This window comes from Daejeonella sp. H1SJ63 (assembly GCF_029360775.1).
Lineage (GTDB): Bacteria > Bacteroidota > Bacteroidia > Sphingobacteriales > Sphingobacteriaceae > Daejeonella.
The window spans coordinates 89,299-112,761 of the sequence record NZ_JARKMZ010000027.1 but is presented as its reverse complement, the minus strand read 5'-3'; the positions used below and the strand labels follow the sequence as shown (position 1 = coordinate 112,761).

At 39.9% G+C, this 23,463-nt stretch carries 23 protein-coding genes; 10 read left to right on the top strand and 13 right to left on the bottom strand.

Annotation, left to right across the window (positions count from 1 at the left end; translation table 11 throughout):
• Positions 1 to 87: 87 nt before the first annotated feature.
• Entirely contained in the window at positions 88 to 1,446 is a 1,359-nt protein-coding gene (locus tag P2W72_RS07805) for a peptidylprolyl isomerase (protein WP_276360523.1), read from the top strand.
• A 4-nt stretch (positions 1,447 to 1,450) separates the two neighbouring features.
• A complete protein-coding gene (locus tag P2W72_RS07800; RefSeq protein WP_276360521.1) occupies positions 1,451 to 2,416 on the top strand; it encodes a MoxR family ATPase in 966 nt (321 codons plus the stop codon).
• On the opposite strand, the gene P2W72_RS07795 is transcribed toward P2W72_RS07800, so the two are convergent.
• The 8 genes from P2W72_RS07795 to P2W72_RS07760 all read right to left on the bottom strand — a co-directional run bounded on the left by P2W72_RS07795 (position 2,413) and on the right by P2W72_RS07760 (position 11,288).
• A complete protein-coding gene (locus tag P2W72_RS07795; protein WP_276360518.1) occupies positions 2,413 to 2,727 on the bottom strand; it encodes a phosphoribosylpyrophosphate synthetase in 315 nt (104 codons plus the stop codon). The two genes, P2W72_RS07800 and P2W72_RS07795, sit on opposite strands and share 4 nt — an antisense overlap.
• Before the next feature lie 276 nt (positions 2,728 to 3,003).
• Complete coding sequence (locus P2W72_RS07790) at positions 3,004 to 3,870, bottom strand: hypothetical protein (RefSeq protein WP_276360516.1); 867 nt, start codon at positions 3,868 to 3,870, stop codon at positions 3,004 to 3,006.
• Positions 3,871 to 4,019: 149 nt separating this feature from the next.
• Positions 4,020 to 5,480, bottom strand: a complete 1,461-nt coding sequence (gene cysS, locus P2W72_RS07785) for a cysteine--tRNA ligase (protein WP_276360513.1) — start codon at positions 5,478 to 5,480, stop codon at positions 4,020 to 4,022.
• 49 nt (positions 5,481 to 5,529) lie between these two features.
• Positions 5,530 to 6,657 (bottom strand): endonuclease/exonuclease/phosphatase family protein, encoded by a 1,128-nt coding sequence (locus P2W72_RS07780; RefSeq protein ID WP_276360511.1) that lies wholly within the window; start codon positions 6,655 to 6,657, stop codon positions 5,530 to 5,532.
• Positions 6,657 to 7,502 carry a rhomboid family intramembrane serine protease gene (locus tag P2W72_RS07775; protein ID WP_276360508.1) on the bottom strand — a complete coding sequence of 282 codons (846 nt, stop codon included), beginning with the start codon at positions 7,500 to 7,502 and terminating at the stop codon, positions 6,657 to 6,659. Before P2W72_RS07775 ends, P2W72_RS07780 begins: the two co-directional genes overlap by 1 nt.
• Positions 7,495 to 8,244 carry a rhomboid family intramembrane serine protease gene (locus P2W72_RS07770; protein ID WP_276360505.1) on the bottom strand — a complete coding sequence of 250 codons (750 nt, stop codon included), beginning with the start codon at positions 8,242 to 8,244 and terminating at the stop codon, positions 7,495 to 7,497. Before P2W72_RS07770 ends, P2W72_RS07775 begins: the two co-directional genes overlap by 8 nt.
• Before the next feature lie 21 nt (positions 8,245 to 8,265).
• The gene (mutL, locus tag P2W72_RS07765) at positions 8,266 to 10,116 is read right to left on the bottom strand and encodes a DNA mismatch repair endonuclease MutL (protein WP_276360501.1); all 1,851 of its coding nucleotides are present in this window, start codon (positions 10,114 to 10,116) and stop codon (positions 8,266 to 8,268) included.
• A gap of 176 nt (positions 10,117 to 10,292) precedes the next feature.
• A complete protein-coding gene (locus P2W72_RS07760) occupies positions 10,293 to 11,288 on the bottom strand; it encodes a cytochrome c (RefSeq protein WP_276360498.1) in 996 nt (331 codons plus the stop codon).
• Positions 11,289 to 11,552: 264 nt separating this feature from the next.
• Here P2W72_RS07760 and P2W72_RS07755 point away from each other — a divergent pair, with 264 nt between their 5' ends.
• The 3 genes from P2W72_RS07755 to bshA all read left to right on the top strand — a co-directional run bounded on the left by P2W72_RS07755 (position 11,553) and on the right by bshA (position 16,278).
• A complete protein-coding gene (locus tag P2W72_RS07755) occupies positions 11,553 to 13,181 on the top strand; it encodes an amidohydrolase (protein WP_276360496.1) in 1,629 nt (542 codons plus the stop codon).
• Positions 13,171 to 14,988, top strand: a complete 1,818-nt coding sequence (locus P2W72_RS07750) for a serine hydrolase (RefSeq protein WP_276360494.1) — start codon at positions 13,171 to 13,173, stop codon at positions 14,986 to 14,988. Before P2W72_RS07755 ends, P2W72_RS07750 begins: the two co-directional genes overlap by 11 nt.
• Before the next feature lie 153 nt (positions 14,989 to 15,141).
• Positions 15,142 to 16,278: an N-acetyl-alpha-D-glucosaminyl L-malate synthase BshA gene (bshA, locus tag P2W72_RS07745; protein WP_276360491.1), complete on the top strand. Its 1,137-nt coding sequence runs from the start codon at positions 15,142 to 15,144 to the stop codon at positions 16,276 to 16,278.
• A gap of 145 nt (positions 16,279 to 16,423) precedes the next feature.
• Here bshA and P2W72_RS07740 read toward each other — a convergent pair whose 3' ends face one another.
• Positions 16,424 to 17,365 (bottom strand): FKBP-type peptidyl-prolyl cis-trans isomerase, encoded by a 942-nt coding sequence (locus P2W72_RS07740; protein WP_276360489.1) that lies wholly within the window; start codon positions 17,363 to 17,365, stop codon positions 16,424 to 16,426.
• A 243-nt stretch (positions 17,366 to 17,608) separates the two neighbouring features.
• Positions 17,609 to 18,619, bottom strand: coding sequence for a DHH family phosphoesterase (locus P2W72_RS07735; protein ID WP_276360486.1), 1,011 nt, complete (start codon positions 18,617 to 18,619; stop codon positions 17,609 to 17,611).
• A 118-nt stretch (positions 18,620 to 18,737) separates the two neighbouring features.
• On the opposite strand from P2W72_RS07735, the gene P2W72_RS07730 reads away from it, so the two are divergent.
• On the top strand, positions 18,738 to 19,157 hold the full coding sequence (locus P2W72_RS07730) for a nucleoside-diphosphate kinase (protein ID WP_276360484.1): 420 nt from the start codon (positions 18,738 to 18,740) through the stop codon (positions 19,155 to 19,157).
• A gap of 70 nt (positions 19,158 to 19,227) precedes the next feature.
• Positions 19,228 to 19,419, top strand: a complete 192-nt coding sequence (locus P2W72_RS07725) for a hypothetical protein (protein ID WP_276360482.1) — start codon at positions 19,228 to 19,230, stop codon at positions 19,417 to 19,419.
• A gap of 1 nt (position 19,420) precedes the next feature.
• Here the strand turns inward: P2W72_RS07725 and P2W72_RS07720 are convergent, their stop codons facing one another.
• Positions 19,421 to 19,711, bottom strand: a complete 291-nt coding sequence (locus P2W72_RS07720; RefSeq protein WP_276360479.1) for a DUF721 domain-containing protein — start codon at positions 19,709 to 19,711, stop codon at positions 19,421 to 19,423.
• Positions 19,712 to 19,763: 52 nt separating this feature from the next.
• The gene (recF, locus tag P2W72_RS07715; RefSeq protein WP_276360475.1) at positions 19,764 to 20,864 is read right to left on the bottom strand and encodes a DNA replication and repair protein RecF; all 1,101 of its coding nucleotides are present in this window, start codon (positions 20,862 to 20,864) and stop codon (positions 19,764 to 19,766) included.
• Positions 20,865 to 21,148: 284 nt separating this feature from the next.
• Here recF and P2W72_RS07710 point away from each other — a divergent pair, with 284 nt between their 5' ends.
• The 3 genes from P2W72_RS07710 to ytxJ all read left to right on the top strand — a co-directional run bounded on the left by P2W72_RS07710 (position 21,149) and on the right by ytxJ (position 22,967).
• Positions 21,149 to 21,829, top strand: coding sequence for a tetratricopeptide repeat protein (locus tag P2W72_RS07710; RefSeq protein ID WP_276360472.1), 681 nt, complete (start codon positions 21,149 to 21,151; stop codon positions 21,827 to 21,829).
• 63 nt (positions 21,830 to 21,892) lie between these two features.
• Positions 21,893 to 22,378: a 6,7-dimethyl-8-ribityllumazine synthase gene (ribH, locus tag P2W72_RS07705; protein ID WP_276360572.1), complete on the top strand. Its 486-nt coding sequence runs from the start codon at positions 21,893 to 21,895 to the stop codon at positions 22,376 to 22,378.
• Positions 22,379 to 22,631: 253 nt separating this feature from the next.
• Positions 22,632 to 22,967, top strand: coding sequence for a bacillithiol system redox-active protein YtxJ (ytxJ, locus tag P2W72_RS07700; protein WP_276360469.1), 336 nt, complete (start codon positions 22,632 to 22,634; stop codon positions 22,965 to 22,967).
• On the opposite strand, the gene P2W72_RS07695 is transcribed toward ytxJ, so the two are convergent.
• A complete protein-coding gene (locus tag P2W72_RS07695) occupies positions 22,964 to 23,374 on the bottom strand; it encodes an OsmC family protein (protein ID WP_276360466.1) in 411 nt (136 codons plus the stop codon). The genes ytxJ and P2W72_RS07695 overlap by 4 nt on opposite strands.
• Between the last annotated feature and the right edge of the window lie 89 nt (positions 23,375 to 23,463).

Sequence of the window (23,463 nt, the reverse complement as noted above, 5' to 3'; positions counted from 1 at the left end):
CAGGCTCTTTAAGGGGCTTGTGTTTTTTATAGGGAATACAAAAGATATTGCAGAGGTAATCTGCTCATAATAAGAGAATTAATAGAGATGAGAAAAACCTTAGGGATATTGACAGGACTACTTTTTTTTACCTTTGTCCAGGTAAGTGCGCAGAAGAAATCCCTTGATAAAGTTGCAGCAGTTGTTGGAAGTTCGATCATTTTACAATCAGAAATTGAATTGCAGTATGCACAATATCTTGCACAGGGAAATCCTGCAAACCCGGAGGTGAAATGCAGCATATTACAGAGTTTGCTATCACAGAAGATTCTTGGGCAGCAGGCAATAATTGACTCTGTTACGGTTACTGACGATCAGATTGATGGAGAAATAGAAAGACGTTTAAGGGCCATGACGGGCAGGGCTGGTGGGCCGGAACGTCTTGAGGAGTTTTTAGGCCGTTCATTGATCCAGTATAAGGATGAGATCAGGCCTGATATTAAGGAAATGCTTGTGGCTCAAAAAATGCAGGCTAAGATCACAGAAAATGTTGCCGTTACCCCTCTGGAGATAAAACGTTATTTCGATGCAATTCCTAAAGACAGCCTTCCTTTTTTTAATACAGAAGTAGAGATCGCAGAGATATTTTTAACTCCAAAGCTGAATAAACAGGAGAAGGAAGTGTTTCATGATAAGGCTGAAGTATTGCGTTTAAGGATCAAAAATGGTGAAGACTTCGCTACACTGGCAAGATTATATTCACAGGATCCGGGTTCGGCACGTGAAGGCGGAGATCTTGGATTTATGGATAGAACCAGTCTGGTTAAAGAATTTGCAGCAACAGCATTCAAGCTAAAACCGGGCGAGTTATCACAGGTTATCGAAACCGAATTCGGGTTCCATGTGATGCAGTTGGTTGAGCGCCGCGGTGAGCAGGTTAATGTCAGACATATCCTGATCAAAACAGAGCCTACTCCTGCAAGTCTGGAGCGTGCCAAGGCTCATGCCGACAGTATTTATCAGCAATTGATCGATAAGAAAATTGATTTTGCCGCTGCAGCTTCACTTCATTCTGATAATAATGATACCAAATACAATGGTGGAATGATGCTTAATGCAGAGAATGTTCAGAGCCGTACAACTTATATTCCCACAGATAAACTCGATCCTCAGGTATTTCTTGCTGTTGATACCATGAAGGTTGGGTCAATATCAAAGCCATTTCTTTTTACCGGTGCAGATGGTAAAAGTGGCTACCGTATTCTGAGTCTGAAATCAAAAACTGGTCCGCACAGGGCCAGCCTTGAGCAGGATTACCCCAAAATTAAGGAAGTAGCTTTTGAAGATAAGAACAACCGCACCATAAGTGAATGGTTCGAAAAGCGAAGAAAGATTACGTATATTAAAATTGATACAGAATATCAGACCTGTCCTGAGCTGAGCGGGTGGACAACTGCTAAAAATTGATAGAATGAAGACCTATAGTTCTGATGTTGAGGCCCTTGATGCACTTCACCTGTCGTATAAAAAGATAAGGGAAGAAATTTCACAGGTAATCGTTGGTCAGGATGAGGTTGTAAAATCTGTTCTTATTTCAATTTTCAGTAACGGGCACTGCCTGTTGGTAGGGGTACCCGGACTTGCGAAAACGCTTCTTGTACAAACTGTGGCACAGGTGCTCGATCTGAGCTATAACCGTATACAGTTTACACCGGATCTGATGCCCTCAGATATACTTGGCTCTGAGATTTTAGGAGAAGATCGTACATTCAAATTCATTCGTGGTCCGGTATTTTCCAATATCATTCTTGCCGATGAGATAAACCGTACCCCTCCAAAAACTCAGGCGGCACTGCTTGAAGCGATGCAGGAAAAAATTGTAACAGTTGGCGGACAAACACATCACCTGCCACAGCCTTTTTTTGTGCTTGCAACACAGAATCCGATTGAACAGGAGGGAACATATCCATTACCTGAAGCTCAGCTCGACAGGTTTATGTTTAATGTATATCTCACATATCCCACTTTTGAGGAAGAGCTGATGGTAGTTAAGAATACCACAGCAAATCGCAAGGTAGAGCTGAATAAGATATTGGATGCTAAGGAGATCAGTTATTTTCAGCAGTTGGTAAGAAATATTCCGATTACTGACAATGTACTCGAATATGCAGTGTCAATAGCAGCGAAAACCCGTCCCGGAACTGCAACAGCCAGTGATGAGGTAAACAAGTTCCTGAGCTGGGGCGCTGGTCCGAGAGCTTCTCAGTTTCTGGTTCTGGGTGCAAAATGTCATGCAGCAATTTCAGGCAAATACTCTCCCGATAAGGAAGATGTTCAGGCTGTTGCTGAGTCTATTTTAAGACATCGTATTGTAAGAAATTATAAGGCAGAAGCAGAAGGTATCAGTACTGAGCAAATCATTAAAAATCTGCTTTAATCATCCACCTTAATTTCTGACAGAAAAGCTGATTTATGCTCATCTGAATAGGCTCCGTAGGCATCTATAATTATTCCCTTATTCCCGTTTTTACTTTCAATAGCATATACTACTGCATTGTCTTCGGGGTCGCTCATGCCTTCAAACCTGTAATATTCAGTTATCCTAAGATCCTTGGCACTGTACGATTCACTTATTTTAGCACAATGCAGGCATGCATCTTCAAAGTGAAAGTCGTAGTTATATCCTCTGTTGCGTAAACCGTTTACAGCTTCAAGAAGATTGTGATAGTTATGTGGACTTGCGCTCATAGGAATTATAGGTTATGTGTTATTAACAGAATTTGTTCGGGCGTTTAAATTAAAGAGCCTGTTTTCAACCCCAGGCAGAGTTTACTGTTAATAAAATTACAAAAATCTACTGTAATTAAGATAGTTAGAGGACAAGATTTTTCCTGTTGGCTTTGTGAAGATACCGGGGTATTCAGTAATTTGTACTAAGCCTCATGTCAACTTTATTTCAAATCAGCATTTTTGCAGGCAGACAACAGGTAACAGACAACGGATAACAGATAAAGCCAACAAGAATCAATTCTCAGCCGGACTGAATATTTCCAGAATCACATTCCATTTAAACTCCTCCTGCGATTCCCAGATTCTTACGTAATAGTATTTATTTTCGGTATTATTTCGGCTAATTAATGCAGTACCATAGCTATAGGCCAGATCACTTCCTAATGCTCTGTTGGCGGCAAGTGGGATTGTTGAAATGCTGATCTTATTTTGATTCAGAAAATTTATGACTTTTTCTTTCCCGATTATGGGTTCGTATCCCTGGAGCAGAAGCCTTGTATCTTTTGCCAGAAAGTTTTCAAGAGCCATATCCTGATTCCTCAATAAAGTGTTCGAGAAGAGTTTATCAGTGGTGGTGATCATATCTTCCCTCTGTTTTAATCTGTTAGGGGATAATTGTCTGAAGAATCTGTAATTATTGGGGTCAGTAATATTCTTCTCCTGATTTTGAATTGGCTTTTGATGTGAAATACGTGTATCGAGGCTTAATTTCCACTGTCCTTTATTATTAGTATGCCAAATTGATAAATATTGCCCATAAATAGGAGATGCAGAGTTTGTTGAATAGCTAAAAGGCCCGCTTGTGAATCCCCAGTCTCCGCTGCGGGATATTTTTGCAAAGAAAGGTTCCCATTTTAATGAACCTGCATCATTACTTGTCGTTTTGTAATACAGCTGCTTTGCATTAATGGGATGAGGCCTGAAAACGATAGTTCCCTGATCAGAAACTTTTAAAATAGCTTCTACTGTTCCTTTTTCCTGAGCTTGTTTAGCAAAATAATTTTCTGCTGCTATCAGAGAATTGACCCTGCCATTACTTAACTGGCCGAAGCTCTTAAACGCCGGAGAAATAAGAATAAGTAATAAAATATATCGCTTCATCAATCTTTGACACCGTCTTTGCTGCTATACTGCTTAAACGGGATCTTTTGGCTTATATGATATTCTGTTTTAGAATATGCTGAATAACTTGCAAAATAATTAGAATAGCCGGGATCTAAAGTATAAAGTCCCGGCTAAATTGTTTAAACTCAGATCTTATTCCAGGTTGTTCCTTCTTTATTATCTTTTAACTGAATTCCTAAAGCATTTAATCCGATTCTGATCTTATCGGATGTGGCATAATCTTTATTGACTTTTGCTTCAGACCGAAGTGAAATGATAAAATCAAGTAATTGTCCCATGTCATCTGTCTGATTACTTTCTTCCTTCAGGCCAAGCACATCAAACACAAAGTTCTTCATCAGAAGTTTAAGATCTTCAAGATCCTGTGCTGTTGCGGCGGTTTTACCATCGTAAATACTGTTAATTATATGAACTGCTTCGAAAAGTTCGGCAATGAGAACCGGACTGTTAAAGTCGTCATTCATTGCAGCATAGCATCTGTCTGAAAGTCCTTTCAGGTCGATGTCAGATTTTTGCGATGGGCTTAGTTTATCCAGTAAACCGTAGGCATTCATCAGGCGTTTAAAGCCTTTATCTGAGGCTTCAAGTGCATCGTTAGAAAAGTCGAGTGTGCTTCGGTAATGTGCCTGAAGCATGAAGAAGCGTACAGACATTGGGGAGAACCCTCTTGAAAGCAGGGGATGATTACCGGTAAACAACTCGCCCGGCAGGAAACCATTGCCTTTTGACTTTGACATTCTTGCACCGTTAACAGTAAGCATATTAGTATGCATCCAGTATTTTGCAGGTTGTACATGATTACATGCCTGCGACTGTGCGATCTCATTAGTATGGTGGGTAGCGGCAAGGTCCATTCCTCCACCATGTATATCGAAGCTGTCGCCCAGATATTTACTGCTCATTGCTGAACATTCAATATGCCATCCCGGGAAACCAACACCCCAGGGTGAAGGCCAGCGCATGATGTGCTCCGGCTTCGCCTTGATCCATAAAGCGAAGTCGAGACGGCCTCTTTTTTCATTCTGACCGCCAAGTTCGCGGGTATTCTCCAAAAGTTCTTCCAGCTGTCTGTTGGTTAGTATAGTATAATTGAACTCTTTGCAATATTTCTCTACATCAAAATAAACTGTTCCATTCACTTCATAGGCATATCCGTTTTTCAGGATTTGCTTAACCATCTCGATCTGCTCAATAATATGTCCGGTAGCAGTTGGCTCAATGCTTGGAGGAAGGGCGTTGAATAAGCTCATCATGTCACGGAAGCCCAGAGTATATTTCTGGACGATTTCCATAGGCTCAAGCTGTTCAAGCTTTGCTTTTTTTGCAAACTTATCATCCCCTTCATCCATGTCGCCCTCAAGGTGGCCCGCATCAGTGATATTACGGACATACCTCACTTTATAACCTAAATGAAGAAAGTAACGGTAGATCAGGTCGAATGAGACAAATGTGCGGCAATTGCCCAGATGTACATCGCTGTAAACGGTAGGACCGCAAACATATAAGCCCACCAATGGCGGATGAAGCGGCTCAAATTTCTCTTTGGTTCTGGTAAGGGTATTATAAATGATCAGGTTATTATCCATGATGCAAACTTAAAAATTGAAAATCGATTTTTCGGGGTAAATAAAAGCTTTATTTTAATTCAAGATCGGCCCTGACCGGGTAATGATCAGACAATTTTTTATTAATAATCAGGTAGTTTCTGACCTCAAATTCTTTGGAGCTGAAAATATAATCGATCTGGAAATTCGGGAATGCCCCGTTATAAGTTATCCCGAATCCACTGCCCTTTTCACGGAAGCAGTTATTCATATCACGGGAGATGGTTTTTACAGTGTATGAGATGGGAGTATCATTGAAGTCGCCTGCAATAATATGGGGTATTGGGCTTTTTTCTGCATGTTCCTTAACCATTTTTACCTGATTACTCCTTTTAATGAAGGCTCTTTTCAGTCGGTTTCCTATTTTTTTTGACGATTCAACATCCGTATTCATCATCTCGCTGGTTACCTTTTTAAGATACTGATAATCTTCAGGCTGAAAACTTACCGATTGAAAATGAACATTGTAAACCCGAAAGGTCTTAGCCCCTTTTTTAATATCAGCAAATACAGCTTCATTCCAGTTCATCTTTTTTGCGAACTGAATATTGCCATGATTAACAATTGGAAATTTGGAGAATATGGCCATACCGATAGCTTCATATCCATTATCTGTAGAAGGTTTAAAATAATAGTGCTCAGTTTCCATTATCTGTTTGATATGCTTCCTGAAATTATATTCTCCACGTTTTCTGCTGAAGAATTCCTGAAAACAAATTACATCCGGCTGCTCTCTTCGTATAATGTCGAGGATCTGCTCTTTTGTAAACCGGTCATTATTGTCGCCAAACTGTTTGAAATTATGAACGTTATAGCTCATTACCCTTATGAAGCTCCCGGATGATTTTGGTACCATGATCGCGGTGCTTTCGCGAAAGCCGATATAGTTCAGGATAACACTCCATCCGGCAAGGATAGTAAGCCCTGAGATAAGAGCCAGTTTAGGCATTCTTAAGAGCCAGTAAATAACAAATAAAATGTTGGTGATCAGTATTGCGGGATAGGCCAGACCAAAGAATGATATAACCCAGAATTTTCCGGGATCAACATAGGAAGCCAGATAACTAAGAAGCAGCGCAAGTACAGCCAGTATGTTCACGCTTAAAACGAACTTACTGAAGAAGTGAATGCCGCTTCTCTTTTTTCTTCTTCGCCTCATTATTTCTTACTTGCCTTAAACAGTTGCTCTTTTTCAGTTTTACTCAGACTGTCATAACCTGATTTCGAAATCTTATCAAGAATGCTGTCAATAGTTGCCTGGTCAGGTTCTAAGTTATTGGCACTATTGCCCGAGCTGTTTTTAACAACCTTGAGTTTCGTTTTTCTTTTCAGAAAATTACTCAAATCGCGGCCGCTTTGCAATTGTTTAATAAATATGAATCCTGTGATAGCGCCGCCAATATGAGCAATACTTCCTCCCGGATTTCCGCCTCCCATGCCTATAATATCAAGTACGAAATAGGCAATGGCAAGATATTTGAGCTTTACAGTGCCAAAAAGCAATAATCGCAGCGTGTAGTCGGGAACCAGAGTAGCTGTAGCCACAACAATAGCCATAACACTTGCTGATGATCCCAGAAGATAGGATGAAATATTTGTGAATACCGGTATGGTATTATAGGCAATCAGATAAGTCAGTGCACCCAATAATCCTCCTGCAACATAGGTGAAGAAGAATTGACGTTTATTCAGGAAATCCATAAAGATCTGTCCCATCCAGAACATCCACAGCATATTAAAAAGTATATGAAAGAAATCGCGCTGAACAAACATATAAGTAATGACAGTCCAGAATTTCAATGGAAGATCAGACAGGGCAGAGGGCACAGAAAGTATTCTGGTAATCTGGTCGGCAATCGGGCTGCCTCCGATGCTCAGTAATTCGGCAACCGCAATTAAATTAATAAGGAGGAAAACAAGAATGTTAATCCCCATTAACAGAAATATTGGATTTCCTGATTGGAAAGCTTTGAAGTATAAGTCTTTTAACAGCGATCTATTCATAAAAATTATCCCGGCGTTTTAAGCCCCATATTTTTACTAAGATAAAACCAAAAAGGGCTCCTCCCAAATGTGCGAAGTGTGCTACTGAGTCGCCTGAGAATTGCTTTACCCCCAGGAATAGCTCAAGAAGCACATAAATGGGAATGATATATTTGGCTTTTATGGGTACAGGAATGAACATAATGAACAATTCTGCATTGGGGAAAAGCATTCCAAAGGCAATCAGTAATCCGAAAATTGCTCCCGAAGCTCCAACCATCGGTGTGAGGTAAATACCTAATAATGTTGAGGCATTTTCCTTGCTGATCAGATCCGGATTGAAGGAAATGGTTCCTTTAAATGAATCGATCAGAAATGAACCGTTATTGATTGCGCTCCCGGTTATGCTGTAAACTTCAAAACTTTGAACCAGTAACTGAAGCCCGAGTGCACCCAGTCCGGTGATCAGATAGAAGTTCAGAAAGCGTTTTGAGCCCATGATATACTCAATGGATGATCCGAAAGTATAGAGGGCAAACATATTGAACAGAATATGGAACAGCGATGAGTAATCATGCATGAACATGTATGTAATTACCTGCCAGATCCTGAAATCAGGACTGTCAAAATAATGAACCCCGAGTACCTGAGTCATCATTGGTCCGCCGAACATCAGAGTGGCTATATAGAAAATGATGTTAATGATCAGCAGATTCTTAACAACGGGCGGTATATGTGCAAGCGGGGAGTTTCCGAAATTCATGTTTTGATTATTCTGATGGTATTATTCAAATCTTTTTAAGAGTTCTTCCAGGGTAAATGTACTGATTACTGGTTTTCCGCTAAGGGATGTATTTGGCATTTCGCAGGCAAACAATTCATCTATCAGATGATTCATTTCATCAACCGATAGCTGCTGACCTGATTTAATGGCGGTATTACGGGCCAAAGCACGTGCCAGGCTTTCGCGTTTACTTATTTTCAGAGTGTTTTGGTTGTTTTTAAATCCTTCAATAAGATGTTCCAGAATTTCCACTTCGCTGATATTTGCTCCCAGATCTGCCGGAATACCTTCAATAATCACGGTGTTTTTCCCGAATTCCCTGATTTGGAAACCCAGCGATTGAATATCGCCAATCAATTCTTTGACCAGTTCAAAATCTGAAGCATTCAGAGTTACGGTTTGCGGAAATAAGCTTTGCTGGCTTGCTCCCTGACGGCTTTCAAGATGCTGCAAATAACGTTCATACAAAATTCGCTCATGTGCAGCCTGCTGATCGATCAGCATAAATCCTGATTTGATCTGTGAGATGATGAATCGGTTATGAAGCTGATATATTTGCTTGCCAACACTCTTTAATGCCTGATTATTTATTTCTGTCTGCGGATCAGCATCCAGTTCAAAATTTTGTTGTTGCGACTCAGGCTGAACAATTTCATATAATGATCCCCAGTTCTTGGTGATACTCTTTCTTTCTTCAGCACTGTTTCTCAGAAAAGGGATCCCGCTATCTTTCTTAGCTGTTTGAAATGGGTTAAAATCAGGGTTGAATGAAATTGCCGGTGGTATAATGTCTTCATGCGCTTTCGGACTGATCATACGGCTGAAGCCTGTTTCCTGGTTAAAATCCAATGTCGGACTGATATTATATCGCCCAATTGAACGTTTTACTGCAGAGCGTACGATCGCATAAATGGCTTTTTCATCCTGGTATTTGATCTCTGTTTTTGTTGGATGCACATTGATATCAATTTTAGCAGGATCGATCTCGATGAAAAGCACGTAGAGCGGAAAACTGTCGGCACTTAAAACTTCTTCATAGGCATTGATTACAGCATGATTCAGATAAGGATCTTTAATGAAACGATTATTTACAAAGAAAAACTGTTCCCCTCTGGTCTTTTTAGCAAATTCAGGTTTACCGATATAGCCCTTTAGACCAATGATAGACGTTTCTTCTTCTACCGGCACCAGTTTTTGGTTGTAGGCATTGCCAAACAGATGAATAATGCGTTGCTTTAAACTTCCTTTTGGCAGATGAAAAACTTCATTTCCGTCGTGATGAAGAGTGAAAAATATTTCCGGATTTGCCAGTGCAACGCGTTGAAACTCATCATTCAGATGGCGCATTTCCACAGCATTTCCTTTCAGAAAATTTCGTCTGGCAGGGGTATTGTAAAAAAGATTTTTAACACTGATACTGGTTCCGGGCATTGCAGATACAGGTTCCTGGCTAATGATCTCAGAACCTTCAATTCTTATATGGGTACCCAGTTCATCTTCATGGCGGCGTGTTTTTAATTCAACCTGAGCAATTGCAGCAATAGAGGCCATCGCTTCACCTCTGAATCCCATGGTTCTTATGGCAAAAAGATCTTCAGCCTGCCGGATTTTGGATGTTGCATGCCGCTCAAAACACATCCGCGCATCAGTCATACTCATCCCGCAACCATTGTCAATTACCTGAATCAATGATTTACCGGCATCTTTGATCAATACCTGTATCTTATCTGCTCCTGAATCAATTGCATTCTCTATCAGTTCTTTAAGGGCAGAAGCAGGCCTTTGCACTACCTCGCCGGCTGCAATCTGATTGGCAACGGAATCAGGTAAAAGCTGTATAATATCAGACAAATTTTTATGAATTATGACACCGCAGTGTAAGCTGTAAATATATATTAACGGAATATCCTGTACGGAATTTCATTTCAAAGATAAGGTGTTTTACTTATCGGGAGGAAGGTAAAATGAAACAGGCGATATTGTTTTAGCAATATCGCCTGTACAGTATAATTCAGAGTTTTGCCGGCTTACTCTGCAGTTTTTTGCTCTGCAATAAATTTAGTGACCTTGTTTTTTACGGGCTTTACGGTACGCAGATAGGCATAGATTGCTTTCAGATCTTCAGTTTTCATGGTCGCAAACATTCCCCATGGCATCACAGTATTAAATTCTCCTTGCTTAACATCTGCAGGTTTATATGTGCTGTCTGCATAGGTTTTAAAGCGATTAACAAAAGCCTCCTCTGTCCAGCTGCCAATCCCCGTCTCCTGATCGGGAGTGATATTCGCAGAGTGGACAGCTCCTCCGCCCGGCATGTTAAATTTATATCCTCCCGCCAGCTCCAGTCCGGGTATAGGATTACCCTGATCTTTTTGTGTATGGCATCCGCTGCAATCAGCGGCATTAAATATATAGGCTCCATAAGCTACCGCATTCCCCGGGTCAGGTCTTTTTGAAAACTGTGCCGGTTGAGGGATGGTATTGATAATGAAATTCATTGGGAAATCAGGCTCTGATTCAGGAACAACATTTTCAATGGGTTCAAGAGTACGCACATAAGCAATGATGGAATACAGATCTTCCCGGTCCATTTTCCCATAGCTTGGATGTGGCATCAGCGGGAACAGTGCTTTGCCATCTTTATTCACACCGGAGGAAATTGCCCTTAATATTTCTCCGTCAGACCAGTCTTTCAGTGCGAATGGAGTAATATTTTTTGCAAAAAATCTTCCGGGAAGCCCAAATTCCTGATTGAATTCTTCTCCGCCTTTACCAAATGTCCCCTCAATTACCGGGCCGGCAAATTTAGTCCAGTCGCGGGTCGAATGGCAGTCCATGCAATTGTTTACGCTGTTTGCAAGATATTTTCCTCTTTCTATTCGTTCTGGCGTTAGTTCAATCTTAAGTATTTCAGGCTCGCCAACATCAGGCAGCGCAAAACTTACATAGCTCAATACTCCAACTATGGCAACTATTACCAGAAGTATGACGTATTTCATTCCTTTTTTGAGTTTTTGTTTCATTTTTAACAGATATAGATAAATACTTTATGACGCGATTTTGATTCAGTTGCTTAAGTCTTGTTACTGACTGTTCTTAAGTAATTGATATTAAGTATATTAAATTAATAAAAAAATATATTAAAACACGTAAATCGGGAATTATTTTCTTGTCAGTACCTCTTTTGATAATTACAGATATTATTCCCCTGCTGTATTAATAATTGCTGATTTAACGTCATTAGAATTATATTTACCGTCTTAATTTATTCCACTTACAGCATTTAAATGATAAAAAATAGTTTTGTACTTTTTCTTGCTCTCTCACTGTTTTCATGCAGTTCTAAGAAAAAAGTCGATCTGGTGGTGCACAATGCTATAGTTTATACTGTAGATGATAAATTTTCTGTGAAAGAAGCTTTTGCTGTTAATGACGGAAAGATTCTTGAACTGGGTAGCTCAGCAGAAATATTGAAAAAGTATCAGGGTGAAATGCTTGATGCCGGAGGCAAATCAGTTTATCCCGGATTTATAGACGGGCATTCTCATTTCTATGGTTATGGAAAGGGTTTGCAGGATGCAGATCTTGTTGGTACCAAAAGCTGGGATGAGATTCTGGAGAAGCTTAAAGCATTTGGTATGGAGAATCCTGAAGGCTGGATCATTGGCAGAGGCTGGGATCAGAATGATTGGGATGTAAAGAAATTTCCGGATAATGAAAAGCTAAGTAAGTTGTTTCCTGACAGACCGGTGATTCTTACCAGAATTGACGGACACGCTGCCATTGCCAATAAGTTTGCACTTGATCTGGCCGGTGTGAAGCCGGGGCAGCAATTAATCGGAGGAGAAGTAGAAATCCTGAATGGTAAACTAACCGGAATATTGATCGATAAAGCTGAAGGTCTTGTGTTTTCCAAAGTTCCGGCGGCCACTGACAAACAGATACGTGAAGCATTGCTGGATGCACAGAAAAATTGCTTTGCTGTTGGCCTGACAACGGTTACAGATTGTGGTGTTGGTTCCGGACTTATTCCGGTAATTGAAAAATTGCAGCAGGATAATGAGCTTAAGATGCGTATGTATCCCATGCTTTCAGACAGCAGGGAAAACTATGATTACCTGTTTAAAAGAGGGGCGATTAAGACCGATCGTTTGAATGTCCGCTCTTTCAAAATATATATGGACGGTGCTTTGGGATCGCGGGGGGCTTGTCTTCTTCAGCCTTACAGCGATAAACCGGGCTATTCCGGGTTCCTGCTAAGCAATAAAGAACATTTTGAAGAAGTAGCCCGCAAAATTGCAGGGAAGGGATTCCAGATGAATACCCATGCGATCGGAGATTCTGCAAACCGCGAAATATTGAATGTTTATGCAAGAGTACTTAAAGGGAAAAATGATTTTCGCTGGCGTATTGAGCATGCACAGGTAGTTAATAAAGCAGATTTTAAGCTGTTCGGAGATAATAATATCATTCCATCTGTGCAAAGTACTCATGCCACTTCTGATATGTACTGGGCCGGCGACAGACTCGGAGCTGAACGTGTAAAAGGAGCTTATGCATTCAAGCAGCTGCTTGATCAGAATGGATGGCTTGTATTGGGTACCGATTTTCCTGTCGAAAACATTAACCCGATGTTAACTTTCTATGCAGCGGTAGTCCGTAAAGATATGAAGGGTTACCCTGCAGGGGGATATCAGATGGAAAATGCACTGAGCCGTGAAGAGGCTTTGAGGGGAATGACTATCTGGGCTGCCAGAGGTAATTTTGAGGAGAAAGAAAAGGGTAGTCTGGAAGCCGGAAAATTTGCAGATTTTGTCATTCTGGATCGCGATCTTATGAAGGCAGATGCAGCATCGCTATTCAGAACCAGAGTGCTTAAAACTTTTTTAAATGGAGAAATGGTGTATGAAAAATAGATTGACTTTGTTTATTAAGGTATTTGCTGCACCATTTATAGTCATTTTTTTGTCGCTTCAAAGCTATGCTCAGAATCATGCGCAGAATGAAGCATTTTTCAAAGAACTCATCAATGTTGAGCGTTCTACGGTTTTGTTGAATAATCAGAGTCAGCTGGTTCCGGTAAAGGAAATTCGCGACCTTAATATTGCAAGTATTAATATTGGCTCGGCCTATTCTGCAGTTTTCGATAGTTTGTTGAACAAGTATACGATGGTAACAAGCATACAGTCAACAGATTACAAAAACATGCAAAGTTTTAATGATCTAAATGAGGATCTGAAATTTTTTAATCTCATCATTATTCAGGTCACTGATCAGTCATTGCAGGATCCAAGGACCATTCCATTTCTGCTTGATTTGCAGAGGAATAAGAATCTCATCGTTTGCTTGTCGGGCGATGTGCATAGTTTGAAATTACTGGAAGCGCTTAATTCACCATTGATCTGGACAGAAACCAAGTCGCCGGTTGCTGCCCATTACCTTGCGCAGCTGATCTTTGGCGGAACTGCAGCTGTGTCAGCATTAAAACATGATGTCAGTCCGAAATATAAGTTTGGAGCCGGTTATACCACAAAATCTATCCGGATAAAGTACACAGTTCCTGAAGAGGTGGGGATTAATACAGCTGAGCTCAAAGGAATAGATGATATTGCAGCCGAAGCAATCCGTGAGAAGGCAGCTCCGGGAGCAGTAGTAATGGTGCTTATCGACGGAAAAGTAATTTATAATAAGGCGTATGGTACGCGTACTTATACCGACACAGTGCCTACGAGAATTACGGATATCTTTGATCTGGCATCTGTTACTAAAATTTCGGCTACAACTATTGCGGTAATGCGTTTGTTTGAGCAGGAAAAGCTGAAGCTGGATACAGTTGTGGGGGCATATATTCCCAAAGCCCGAAGCACGGATAAAGTGAATATTTCTGTCAGGGAGGTGATGCTTCATCAGGCAGGGTTTATACCTTTTATCCCTTTCTACAGAAATTTGAGTAATACCGATTACAGTCGTGATTCTTCTGCTGCTTATCCTACCAAAGTGGCTGATAATTATTATATCAGAAAGGATTATTTCAAAACAGTGATGTGGCCTCAGATGCTTAATTCAGCACTGGCTAATCGCGGAAAATATGTATACAGCGATCTGAGTATGTATTTTATGAAAGAAATGGTAGAAAGGCAATCCGGCAAGCATCTTGAAAAATACGTAATGGATGAGTTCTACAAGCCCCTTGGAATGAACAAGGCCGGCTTCAATCCGAGATTAAGATTTCCTAAAGAGGCAATTATACCAACTGAAGATGATCAGCTTTTCAGAAAAACTTTGCTGGAGGGATATGTTCATGATCAGGGAGCTGCCATGGTGGGAGGTGTTTCGGGGCATGCCGGACTTTTCGCCAGCAGTAATGACCTTGCCATTTTGTTTCAGATGCTGCTGAACAGGGGAAGATATGGCGACATGCAGTACTTCAAACCTGAAACAGTGGATATGTTTACTGTCAGACAATCATCTGTTAGCCGTCGCGGACTTGGATTTGATCGCTGGGATCCTGAAAGTGCTAAGGGCTATCCTTCAAGACTGGCATCTGAGGAAACCTACGGGCATACAGGCTATACCGGGACCTGTGTCTGGGTTGATCCTAAATATAACCTGGTTTATATTTTCCTGTCTAACAGGGTAAACCCCGGAGTGAGTGCCAAACTGATCGAGCTTAATATCAGAGGACGAATTCAGGACGTTATCTATGAGGCAATAAGGAAGTAATTCATTGTTTTTTTATTCATAACACGATTTGTTACATTCACTTAACATTAATACACAATTAATCAATTTACTTTGTATTCAGTAGTTGTTATTTGAAATGCAGCTGTTTTAAATCCTGAATAAATTAATTTACCAATTGGTAATATTTGCCGTATGAAAATAGGAATTGTTTGTTACCCAACTTTTGGGGGTAGTGGAGTAGTAGCCACTGAACTTGGAAAAGCTTTGGCCGATAACGGGCATCAGGTACATTTCATCACCTACAGGCAGCCGGCAAGACTGGATTTTTTTTCTGAAAATCTGTTTTACCATGAGGTGTCTGTTTCAAATTATCCTTTATTCGATTATCCTCCTTATGAGCTTGCTCTGGCAAGTAAACTGGTAGATGTTGTAAGGTTTGAGAAACTTGATCTGCTGCATGTTCACTATGCAATTCCCCATGCTTCGGCAGCATTTATGGCTAAGCAGATACTTGCAACTTATGGAATTCATATCCCTGTAGTAACTACCCTTCACGGAACAGATATCACTCTCGTTGGGAAAGATCCAACATATAAACCTGTAGTTACTTTTTCGATCAATCAGAGCGATGGTGTAACTGCTGTTTCTCAGGATCTTAAGGAAGATACCTATAAGCATTTTGAAGTAACAAAGGATATCAGGGTTATCCCGAATTTCATTGATCTTCAGCGCTTCAGTTTGAAGGCGAAAGATCATTTTAAACTTGCAATTGCACCAAATAATGAACGTATAGTAATTCATACATCCAATTTCAGGAAGGTAAAGCGAACGCAGGATGTGGTACATATTTTTGAGAAGATTCAGAAAGAGATTCCTTCAAAATTACTGATGGTTGGAGATGGCCCTGAACGGGTATACTGTGAGCAACTTTGCCGCGATCTGGAGATTTGTGAGAATGTTCGTTTCCTTGGCAAGCAGGATGCGGTTGAAGAGATATTATCGGTGTCAGACCTGTTTATTATGCCTTCAGAATCAGAAAGCTTCGGACTCGCAGCGCTTGAGGCTATGGCCTGCAAGGTGCCTGTTATTACTTCAAATGCAGGTGGATTACCTGAATTAAACATTGACGGAGTTACAGGATTTATGGATAATGTAGGCGATATTGATGCGATGGCTGCCCATGCTATTTATATTCTGAAAAATGATCAGCAGCTTGCCGCATTTAAAGAAGGGGCATTGAACAGGGCTAAGCAGTTTGATCTGAGCCTTATACTTCCTGTTTATGAGGAGTATTATCAGGAAGTGATAGATAATAGCAAGGCCTATTAATACAGCCGCCTCCCTGAATTCTAAAGATTTTGCGGGTTACAACACCATATATTTCTATGTATTTGGTTCGGGATAGATAGGATGTAAACAAAAAAAGCCTTCGCTGAGATCTCAGCGAAGGCTTTTTTTGTGATAAAATTACTAATTACTTTACTGCTGCTACAGGAGCTGCGCCACCTTGTGCAGGAATAATATTTACCATTTCTATTTCAAATACCAGTGGAGTAAATGGAGGAATACCCTGATTACCCTGCTCTCCGTAGGCCAGATTTGAAGGCAGGATTAAGGTAGCTTTACTTCCTTTATTCAATAACATTAAGCCTTCTTCAAATCCGGGGATAGAACCGTTCATTCCAACAGGCATTTTCAAGGGCTCATATGGACGCTGAGCATTAAATGTTCCTGCTTTCTTTGCAACATCAGGTAAGCTGGTGTCAAATATTTTTCCGCTTAAGAATGAACCTGTGTAGTTTACAAGAACGGTGTCGCCAGGGTTAGGTTTTGCCCCGCTGCCCTGAGTGCTGATCACATAATTTAATCCGCTTGCACTAACTGTAGTTTTCAGGCCTTTTGAAGAAACATAGGCTTTCAATTTTGCAGATTCACTTTTTTTTGCAGTCTCCATTTCAGCTTTCAGGAATTCATCAATCTTTCCGCGGAAAAGACTATCGGTTAATTTGCCTTTTGGAATTACCTTGTCAATTTTGATGGTGTAAACAAGGTATTTCTGGGTTGTGTCTGAAGACTTAGGACGCCCCATTTTTTGAACCATGGAGTCAATATTGACCTTAAAGGTTGCACTGTCTCCCTCGCTTAATAAGCTAAGTGCGGCAAAAAGGTCTCCTTTGAAGATAGATTTTTCTTTTACCAGCAATGAAGGACGGTCATAATCATAAGAACTATATAATACCGAATCATCTTCAGTTTTCTCAATAGCTTTGAATGCTACAAAGTCGCCTTCCTTGATCAGCTCACCTGATTTGTCTGTGTGGATCTTGTATAACATATCCCCCTCACCTTTTTCAAAATTGTTGCAAGCGGCTAATCCGGTAACTGCCAGTCCTAATGCGAATACTAATTTTTTCATTTGTATTATTTTTGTTTTTTAGTTGCTATGAAGCTTGCATGAGCTTGTGCTTAACTTTTTAGGGCTAAGCTCATGCAGGTTTCATTTTTTATTATTTGTTTTTAAATATCTCCGAAACTTTATGGCTCATGTTTTTTAAGAGCCACATCAATTTCATTTTGAAATATACATTTGTTTTTTGAATCAAGCTATCAGTTTAACGCTGAAAACTATTCTTTTTTATTTATTATTTAATATTTCCTGCTATTTATGTAACAGGTCATTGTATTCCGGCAAAATTATATTGAATTTTTCTCTTACCGTTTCAATTTTTTCGGAAGAGAAACCACCTGATGCATTCAGATGACCGCCGCCGCCGAAGTATTTTTTGCAGATTTCATTAGCCGGAAAATTCCCGGTGGATCTTAATGAAAGCTTCACAATATCCTGCCTTTCAATAATCAGAATGGCAAGTCTTACTCCCTGAATAGAAAGCGCATAATTAACAATTCCTTCTGTATCGCCTGTAGTAATATGAAATTGTTCGAGTTCCTTTTTTGTAATTGCAATGATCGCAGAATTGTATTCGGGCAGTACTTCCAGTTTGTTCAGGAGCACATAGCCAAGAAACCGCAATCTGTTTTCTGCAAAATTATCGTAAACCAGTTGATGAATTTTGGTGTTGTCGGCTCCGCAATCGATCAGGTCGGCAACAATATGATGAACTTTGGAAGTTGTTGAACGATAACGGAAAGAACCTGTATCGGTCATTATTCCGGTATAAAGACAGCTGGCAATATCTGCATTCAGCAGCTCTCTGTCGCCCATAATGTTTACTATAAAATCGTAAACCAGCTGCGCAGTTGCACAGGCACTGGTTGTCCATAAACGGAAGTCCTCAAATCCTTCAGGTTCCAGATGATGATCGATCAGTACTTTTTTTGCCTGAGCTTTGCGAACATATTCGCCTAACTCATCAATACGGGCAAGTGAGTTGAAGTCAAGACAAAAAATAAGATCCGCTTCAGCTACCAGTTTTTTCGATTCTTCAGGCTTCTCAGTAAAAATGTTTACCATAGAGTTATTGGGAAGCCATTGTAAAAAAACAGGATAATCGGTAGGTGTGATTACATTAACATGATGCCCTTTGAGGATCAGATAATTATATAAGCCAAGCGAAGAGCCCATAGCATCACCATCAGGTTTAGGGTGGGTGGTAATTACAATGTGTTTGGGTTCAGCTAAAAGCTTAACTAAGGGATTTAAATCTAACATGTAAGGACAAAAGAAATGCAAAGGTACCAAAATAAACGATTTGCAAAGGCTCAATTATTAAAATCCTTTAGCCTTTGATTTATTAGCCGTACTTTTGCAGCAATTTTCAAATAATAAGATGGCAACTAACAGAACTTTTACAATGATTAAGCCCGATGCTGTAGCCAATGGCCACACCGGAGCTATTTTAGATGATATTATTAAAGGTGGTTTTAAAGTAATTGCTTTAAAATATACCCGCCTGAACAAGGATATCGCAGGGCAGTTTTATGCTGTACACAGCGAGCGTCCTTTTTATAAGGATCTTGTTGATTTCATGTCTTCAGGGCCTATCGTAGCTGCAATTCTTGAAAAAGACAATGCGGTTGAAGATTTCCGCAAGCTGATTGGTGCAACTGATCCGACTAAGGCTGAAGCAGGAACTATCCGTAATAAGTATGCAAAATCTATTGATGCAAATGCCATTCATGGATCAGACTCTGACGAGAATGCACAGATAGAAGGTAACTTCTTCTTTACTGCATTCGAGCGTTTCTAATCATTACCTTTATTGTCCTGAACCTGGAATTTCCTATTGGTTCAGGACAATATTATTTAATGCCGTACAGATGAAAATATTTCAGATACGATACCTGATCTTCTTCCTGGTTATGCTGATTGTGCCACCGGCGGCTTCTTATTTTGGGGGATTTGACAGAAATATTGATTATCTGTTTTTTCTGAAGGCATTTTCCATAGCCTCATTCCTGACCGTATTATATTATCTTCTCGTAAAAAATTATACAGAGAGAAAACGCTGAACTACAGGATAATTATTTCATCGATAATACTGCTGCCTGCCCGTTCATTCATTTTCTCAATGATATTTGAACGCATCATCAGCAATTCATTTTTGATTACGGCAGATTCCATTCTGATAAATAATTTCCGGTCGCGGATGAAAATATCTTTGGTACGATTAGCAATAGCTTTCCCCATCATTTCGGGCCAGGCAGCGATCAGGGATGTTTCATCAAACTTTCTGCGCAGCTTATAAACCTGCAGCATCTGCTCGATGGCGTCTTTTAATGATCTGTCGTTAGTACGGCTCATGGCTTATTTATCTGATGTAAATTTAAGTAATTCAGCTTCTTAATGAGGCAAATCAACTGAGAATATTCCCTTTTTCTATGTCGAAGATGTTTACAGGTACATCAATCTTCCTGAATATCTCTTCAATTCTGTTTCTGCTGGTATCAGTAATGAAAATTTGTCCGAAATCTTTGTCCGATACCATTTTCATCAGTTTAGTGGTCCGTGCATCATCAAGCTTGTCGAAGATGTCGTCGAGCAGCAATAAAGGTTCAAAACCTTTATTCTTATGAAGAAAAGTATACTGGGCAAGCTTTAATGCAATAAGAAATGATTTCTGTTGTCCCTGGGAGCCAAATTTCTTGAGCACCATCCCATGAATACTGAAATTTAACTCATCCTTATGAATACCACTGGAGGTTCGTTCCAGGATCCTGTCGCGTTCCAGATTTTTTTTCAGGATTGTTTCAAAATCATCATGAAGCAATGGTGAGTCATAAACCAGTTCAACCTGCTCGGCATCTTCACATAAATAGCTGTAATGATTGTTGAAGATTCCGGTAAACTCCTGCATGAAAGCCTTTCGTTTTTCGAAGATCCTGTTGCCCGATTCAACCAGCTGATCATCATAGATTTCCATCAGGGTAGGGTCGTATTTGCCTGAGATGGCAATTTGCCTCAGAAGAGCATTTCTGTTGGTCAGGTTGCGATTATAAATGATCAGCTCATCAAGGTAATGCCCATCGGTTTGTGATATCGCATTGTCGATGAACTTCCTTCTTTCTTCGCTGCCCTCAATGATCAGGCTGATATCATTTGGTGAGATCATCACTAAGGGGAATAGCCCGATATGATCAGCAAGACGCTGATATTCCTTTTTATTGCGTTTAAATTTTTTTTTCTGTGAGCGTTTCAGACCGCAGTAGATCACTTCATCATTGTCATCTTTATGAAATGTGCCCTGGATCATGAAAAGATCTTCGCCCTGTCTGATTTGCTGGCTGTCTATCGGATTAAAATAGCTTTTGCAGAGCGAGAGATAATGAATAGCATCTAAGAGATTGGTTTTTCCGGCTCCGTTATTCCCGGTAAAGGCATTAACCGTGTCTGAGAAGCTCAGCTCAGCTTCAGAATAATTTTTAAAATTCAGTACAGATAACTTTTGGAGCCACATAATTGATTATTGAGCGGTTAAGCTCCTGGCAAATTTAGTCATTTGGCAGCTTAAAACAGTTTCTGACTTGTGAAAACACAGAGGTATTATGAAAGCTGATTTTAGCAGCAATATCCATAGCAGCCGATTTGTCATTTTAACTTGTTTAGCGTATAATTATACCTCCGGGTAGTTATTATCAAAAAAAATCAATCTCTCTGATTTAAAAGTTGATACTTAGTCTGAAAAATGTATTTTTGCGGAATTCGTTTCAGTGAGAGGGTTTATAATTTTTTAAAATATCAATGTCAAAAGATCAAAAAGAACACGTAGCAGAAGCTGAAAACCAGCTTGGTAATACAGGAAAATTCGTGCAGGAAAATGCGAAAAGCTTAGCTATAATTGGCTCAGCCATCATTGCTTTAGTACTTTTATACTTTGGATACCAGAATTTTTATCTTGCCCCGCGTGCAGAAAAAGCAGCTAATGAGATGTTCAAAGCTGAAGAGTATTTGAGTGTTGATTCTTTGAAAGATAAAGCAATCAGCGGTGATGGTTCATACCCGGGTTTTGAAAAAATTGCTGAAGAATATTCAAATACAAAATCTGCTAATCTGGCTAATGCGTATTTAGGCGGACTTTATCTTCAGAAAGGTGAATACAAAAAAGCAGCAGATGCTTTGGGTAATTATAGCAATACAGGCAGTCCGGTTATTGATCCTTTGGTTCTTGGAATGCTGGGCGATGCTTACAGCGAGCTGAAAGATTACAGTAAAGCAATCACTTATTATAAAAAGGCTGCTGACAAAAGTAAAAATTCATTCACTTCTCCGCTTTTCCTTAAAAAGTTAGGTTTAGTTTATGAGGAGCAGAAAGAATATAAATCAGCTGCTGAAGCTTATAACAAGATCAGAACAGAATTTCCTGAAAGTGTTGAAGCTTCAACAATTGATGCTTATATCGCACGTGCTGAAGCACGTTTGTAATTAAAATTTATTCAAATGCTTGTTGCAGAAATTTCTGCAACAAGCATTTATTGTTTTCAGACCATGGCAACATCATTAAAAAGTTTATCTGATTTCTCACATATTGAGGTTCCGTCTGCCAAACCCTATCGTTTCGGTATAGTTGCTGCTCAATGGAATGCAGCAGTTACCGGCCCTTTGTATGAGGGTGCATACCATGCTCTTTTGAAACATGGAGCTCTTGAGGAGAATATTACTGTTATACAGGTTCCGGGAAGCTTTGAACTGACTTCAGCAGCGGATATTCTTTTAAGCTCTAAAGCACTTGATGCTGTAATTTGTCTGGGCTGTGTAATTCAGGGAGAAACACCCCATTTTACCTTTATTTGCAATGCTGTAGCCAATGGAGTAACAAATGTTTCAATTAAACACAACAAACCGGTGATCTTTGGCGTATTAACGACAGATAATTTGCAACAGGCATTGGAAAGAGCAGGAGGTAAGCATGGGAACAAGGGAGAGGAAGCTGCTGTGACTGCCATTGTGATGGCTGCAATTGATATCCGTTAAATTTTGAATATTGCGATTATATCGATAATTTTATAAAAAAGCCAGATGAAAAAAGTACTTATAGGCGTTTTAGCCTTGTTTATAGCTACAACAGTATTGCAGTCATGTTCTTCCAGACTATGCCCTGCTTATGGCACTTATCCTAAAGCCAAGCGTTAATCCACTTCGTATTTTCTGATTCAATTTTACCTGGTGCTGACCTGAGTTTTTTCTGCGTTTGGTATCTTTGTACCCGGAATAAATACCAATTATTATGAACTGGATCGCATTGGATAGTCAGGAGCAATTAAACCAGATTAAATCTTCAGCAGGATATCATGCTATTTTCAAGCATAGCACCCGCTGTCCTGTAAGTATGATGGCCAAAAGGCGTTTTGAAATGGGCCGGGATGAAATTCCGCAGGATCTTCCCGTTTATTATCTTGACCTGATCGCATTCAGGGATGTTTCAAATGCCATTGCTGAGCAATTCAATGTTCATCATGAATCACCCCAGCTTCTGCTGATCAAAGATGGAGAATGCATTTATGAAGCATCCCATTCTGATATTACTACCGAAGAGCTTGCTGAGCAGATATCGCTGGCTTAATCCTTAAAATTAAAAGTAATATTCTGAACAAGATCGGGATGCAGGCTTTTTGCAACCGGACAATGGATTGCGGCCCTTTCCAGAATTAGTTTTTGTTTATCAGTATACCTGATATCAGGGAAGTTAAAAACAATCTGAATTTCAGATACTCTTCTTGGATCTGCTGCCATAATCTTCGTGATAGAGCAGGTAGTTCCGTCAATTTGAATTCCGTGTTCTCTTGCAGCAATCCCCATAATGGTGAACATACAGCTGCCTAATGAAGCAGAAAGCAGGTCTGTTGGAGAAAATGCTTCCGCCTTTCCCTGATTATCCAGAGGTGCATCAGTGATTATTCTGTTTCCGGAAAATACATGTGTTGCTTCAGTTCTAAGTTCACCGATATAGGTAGTTTCAATGGTTGCCATTTGATTAATCTAAAATTTTGTACTCAAAAGTAAATAAATAATGAAGATCTGATATCATTTTGATGATTGTTCATTTCCTGACATAAAAG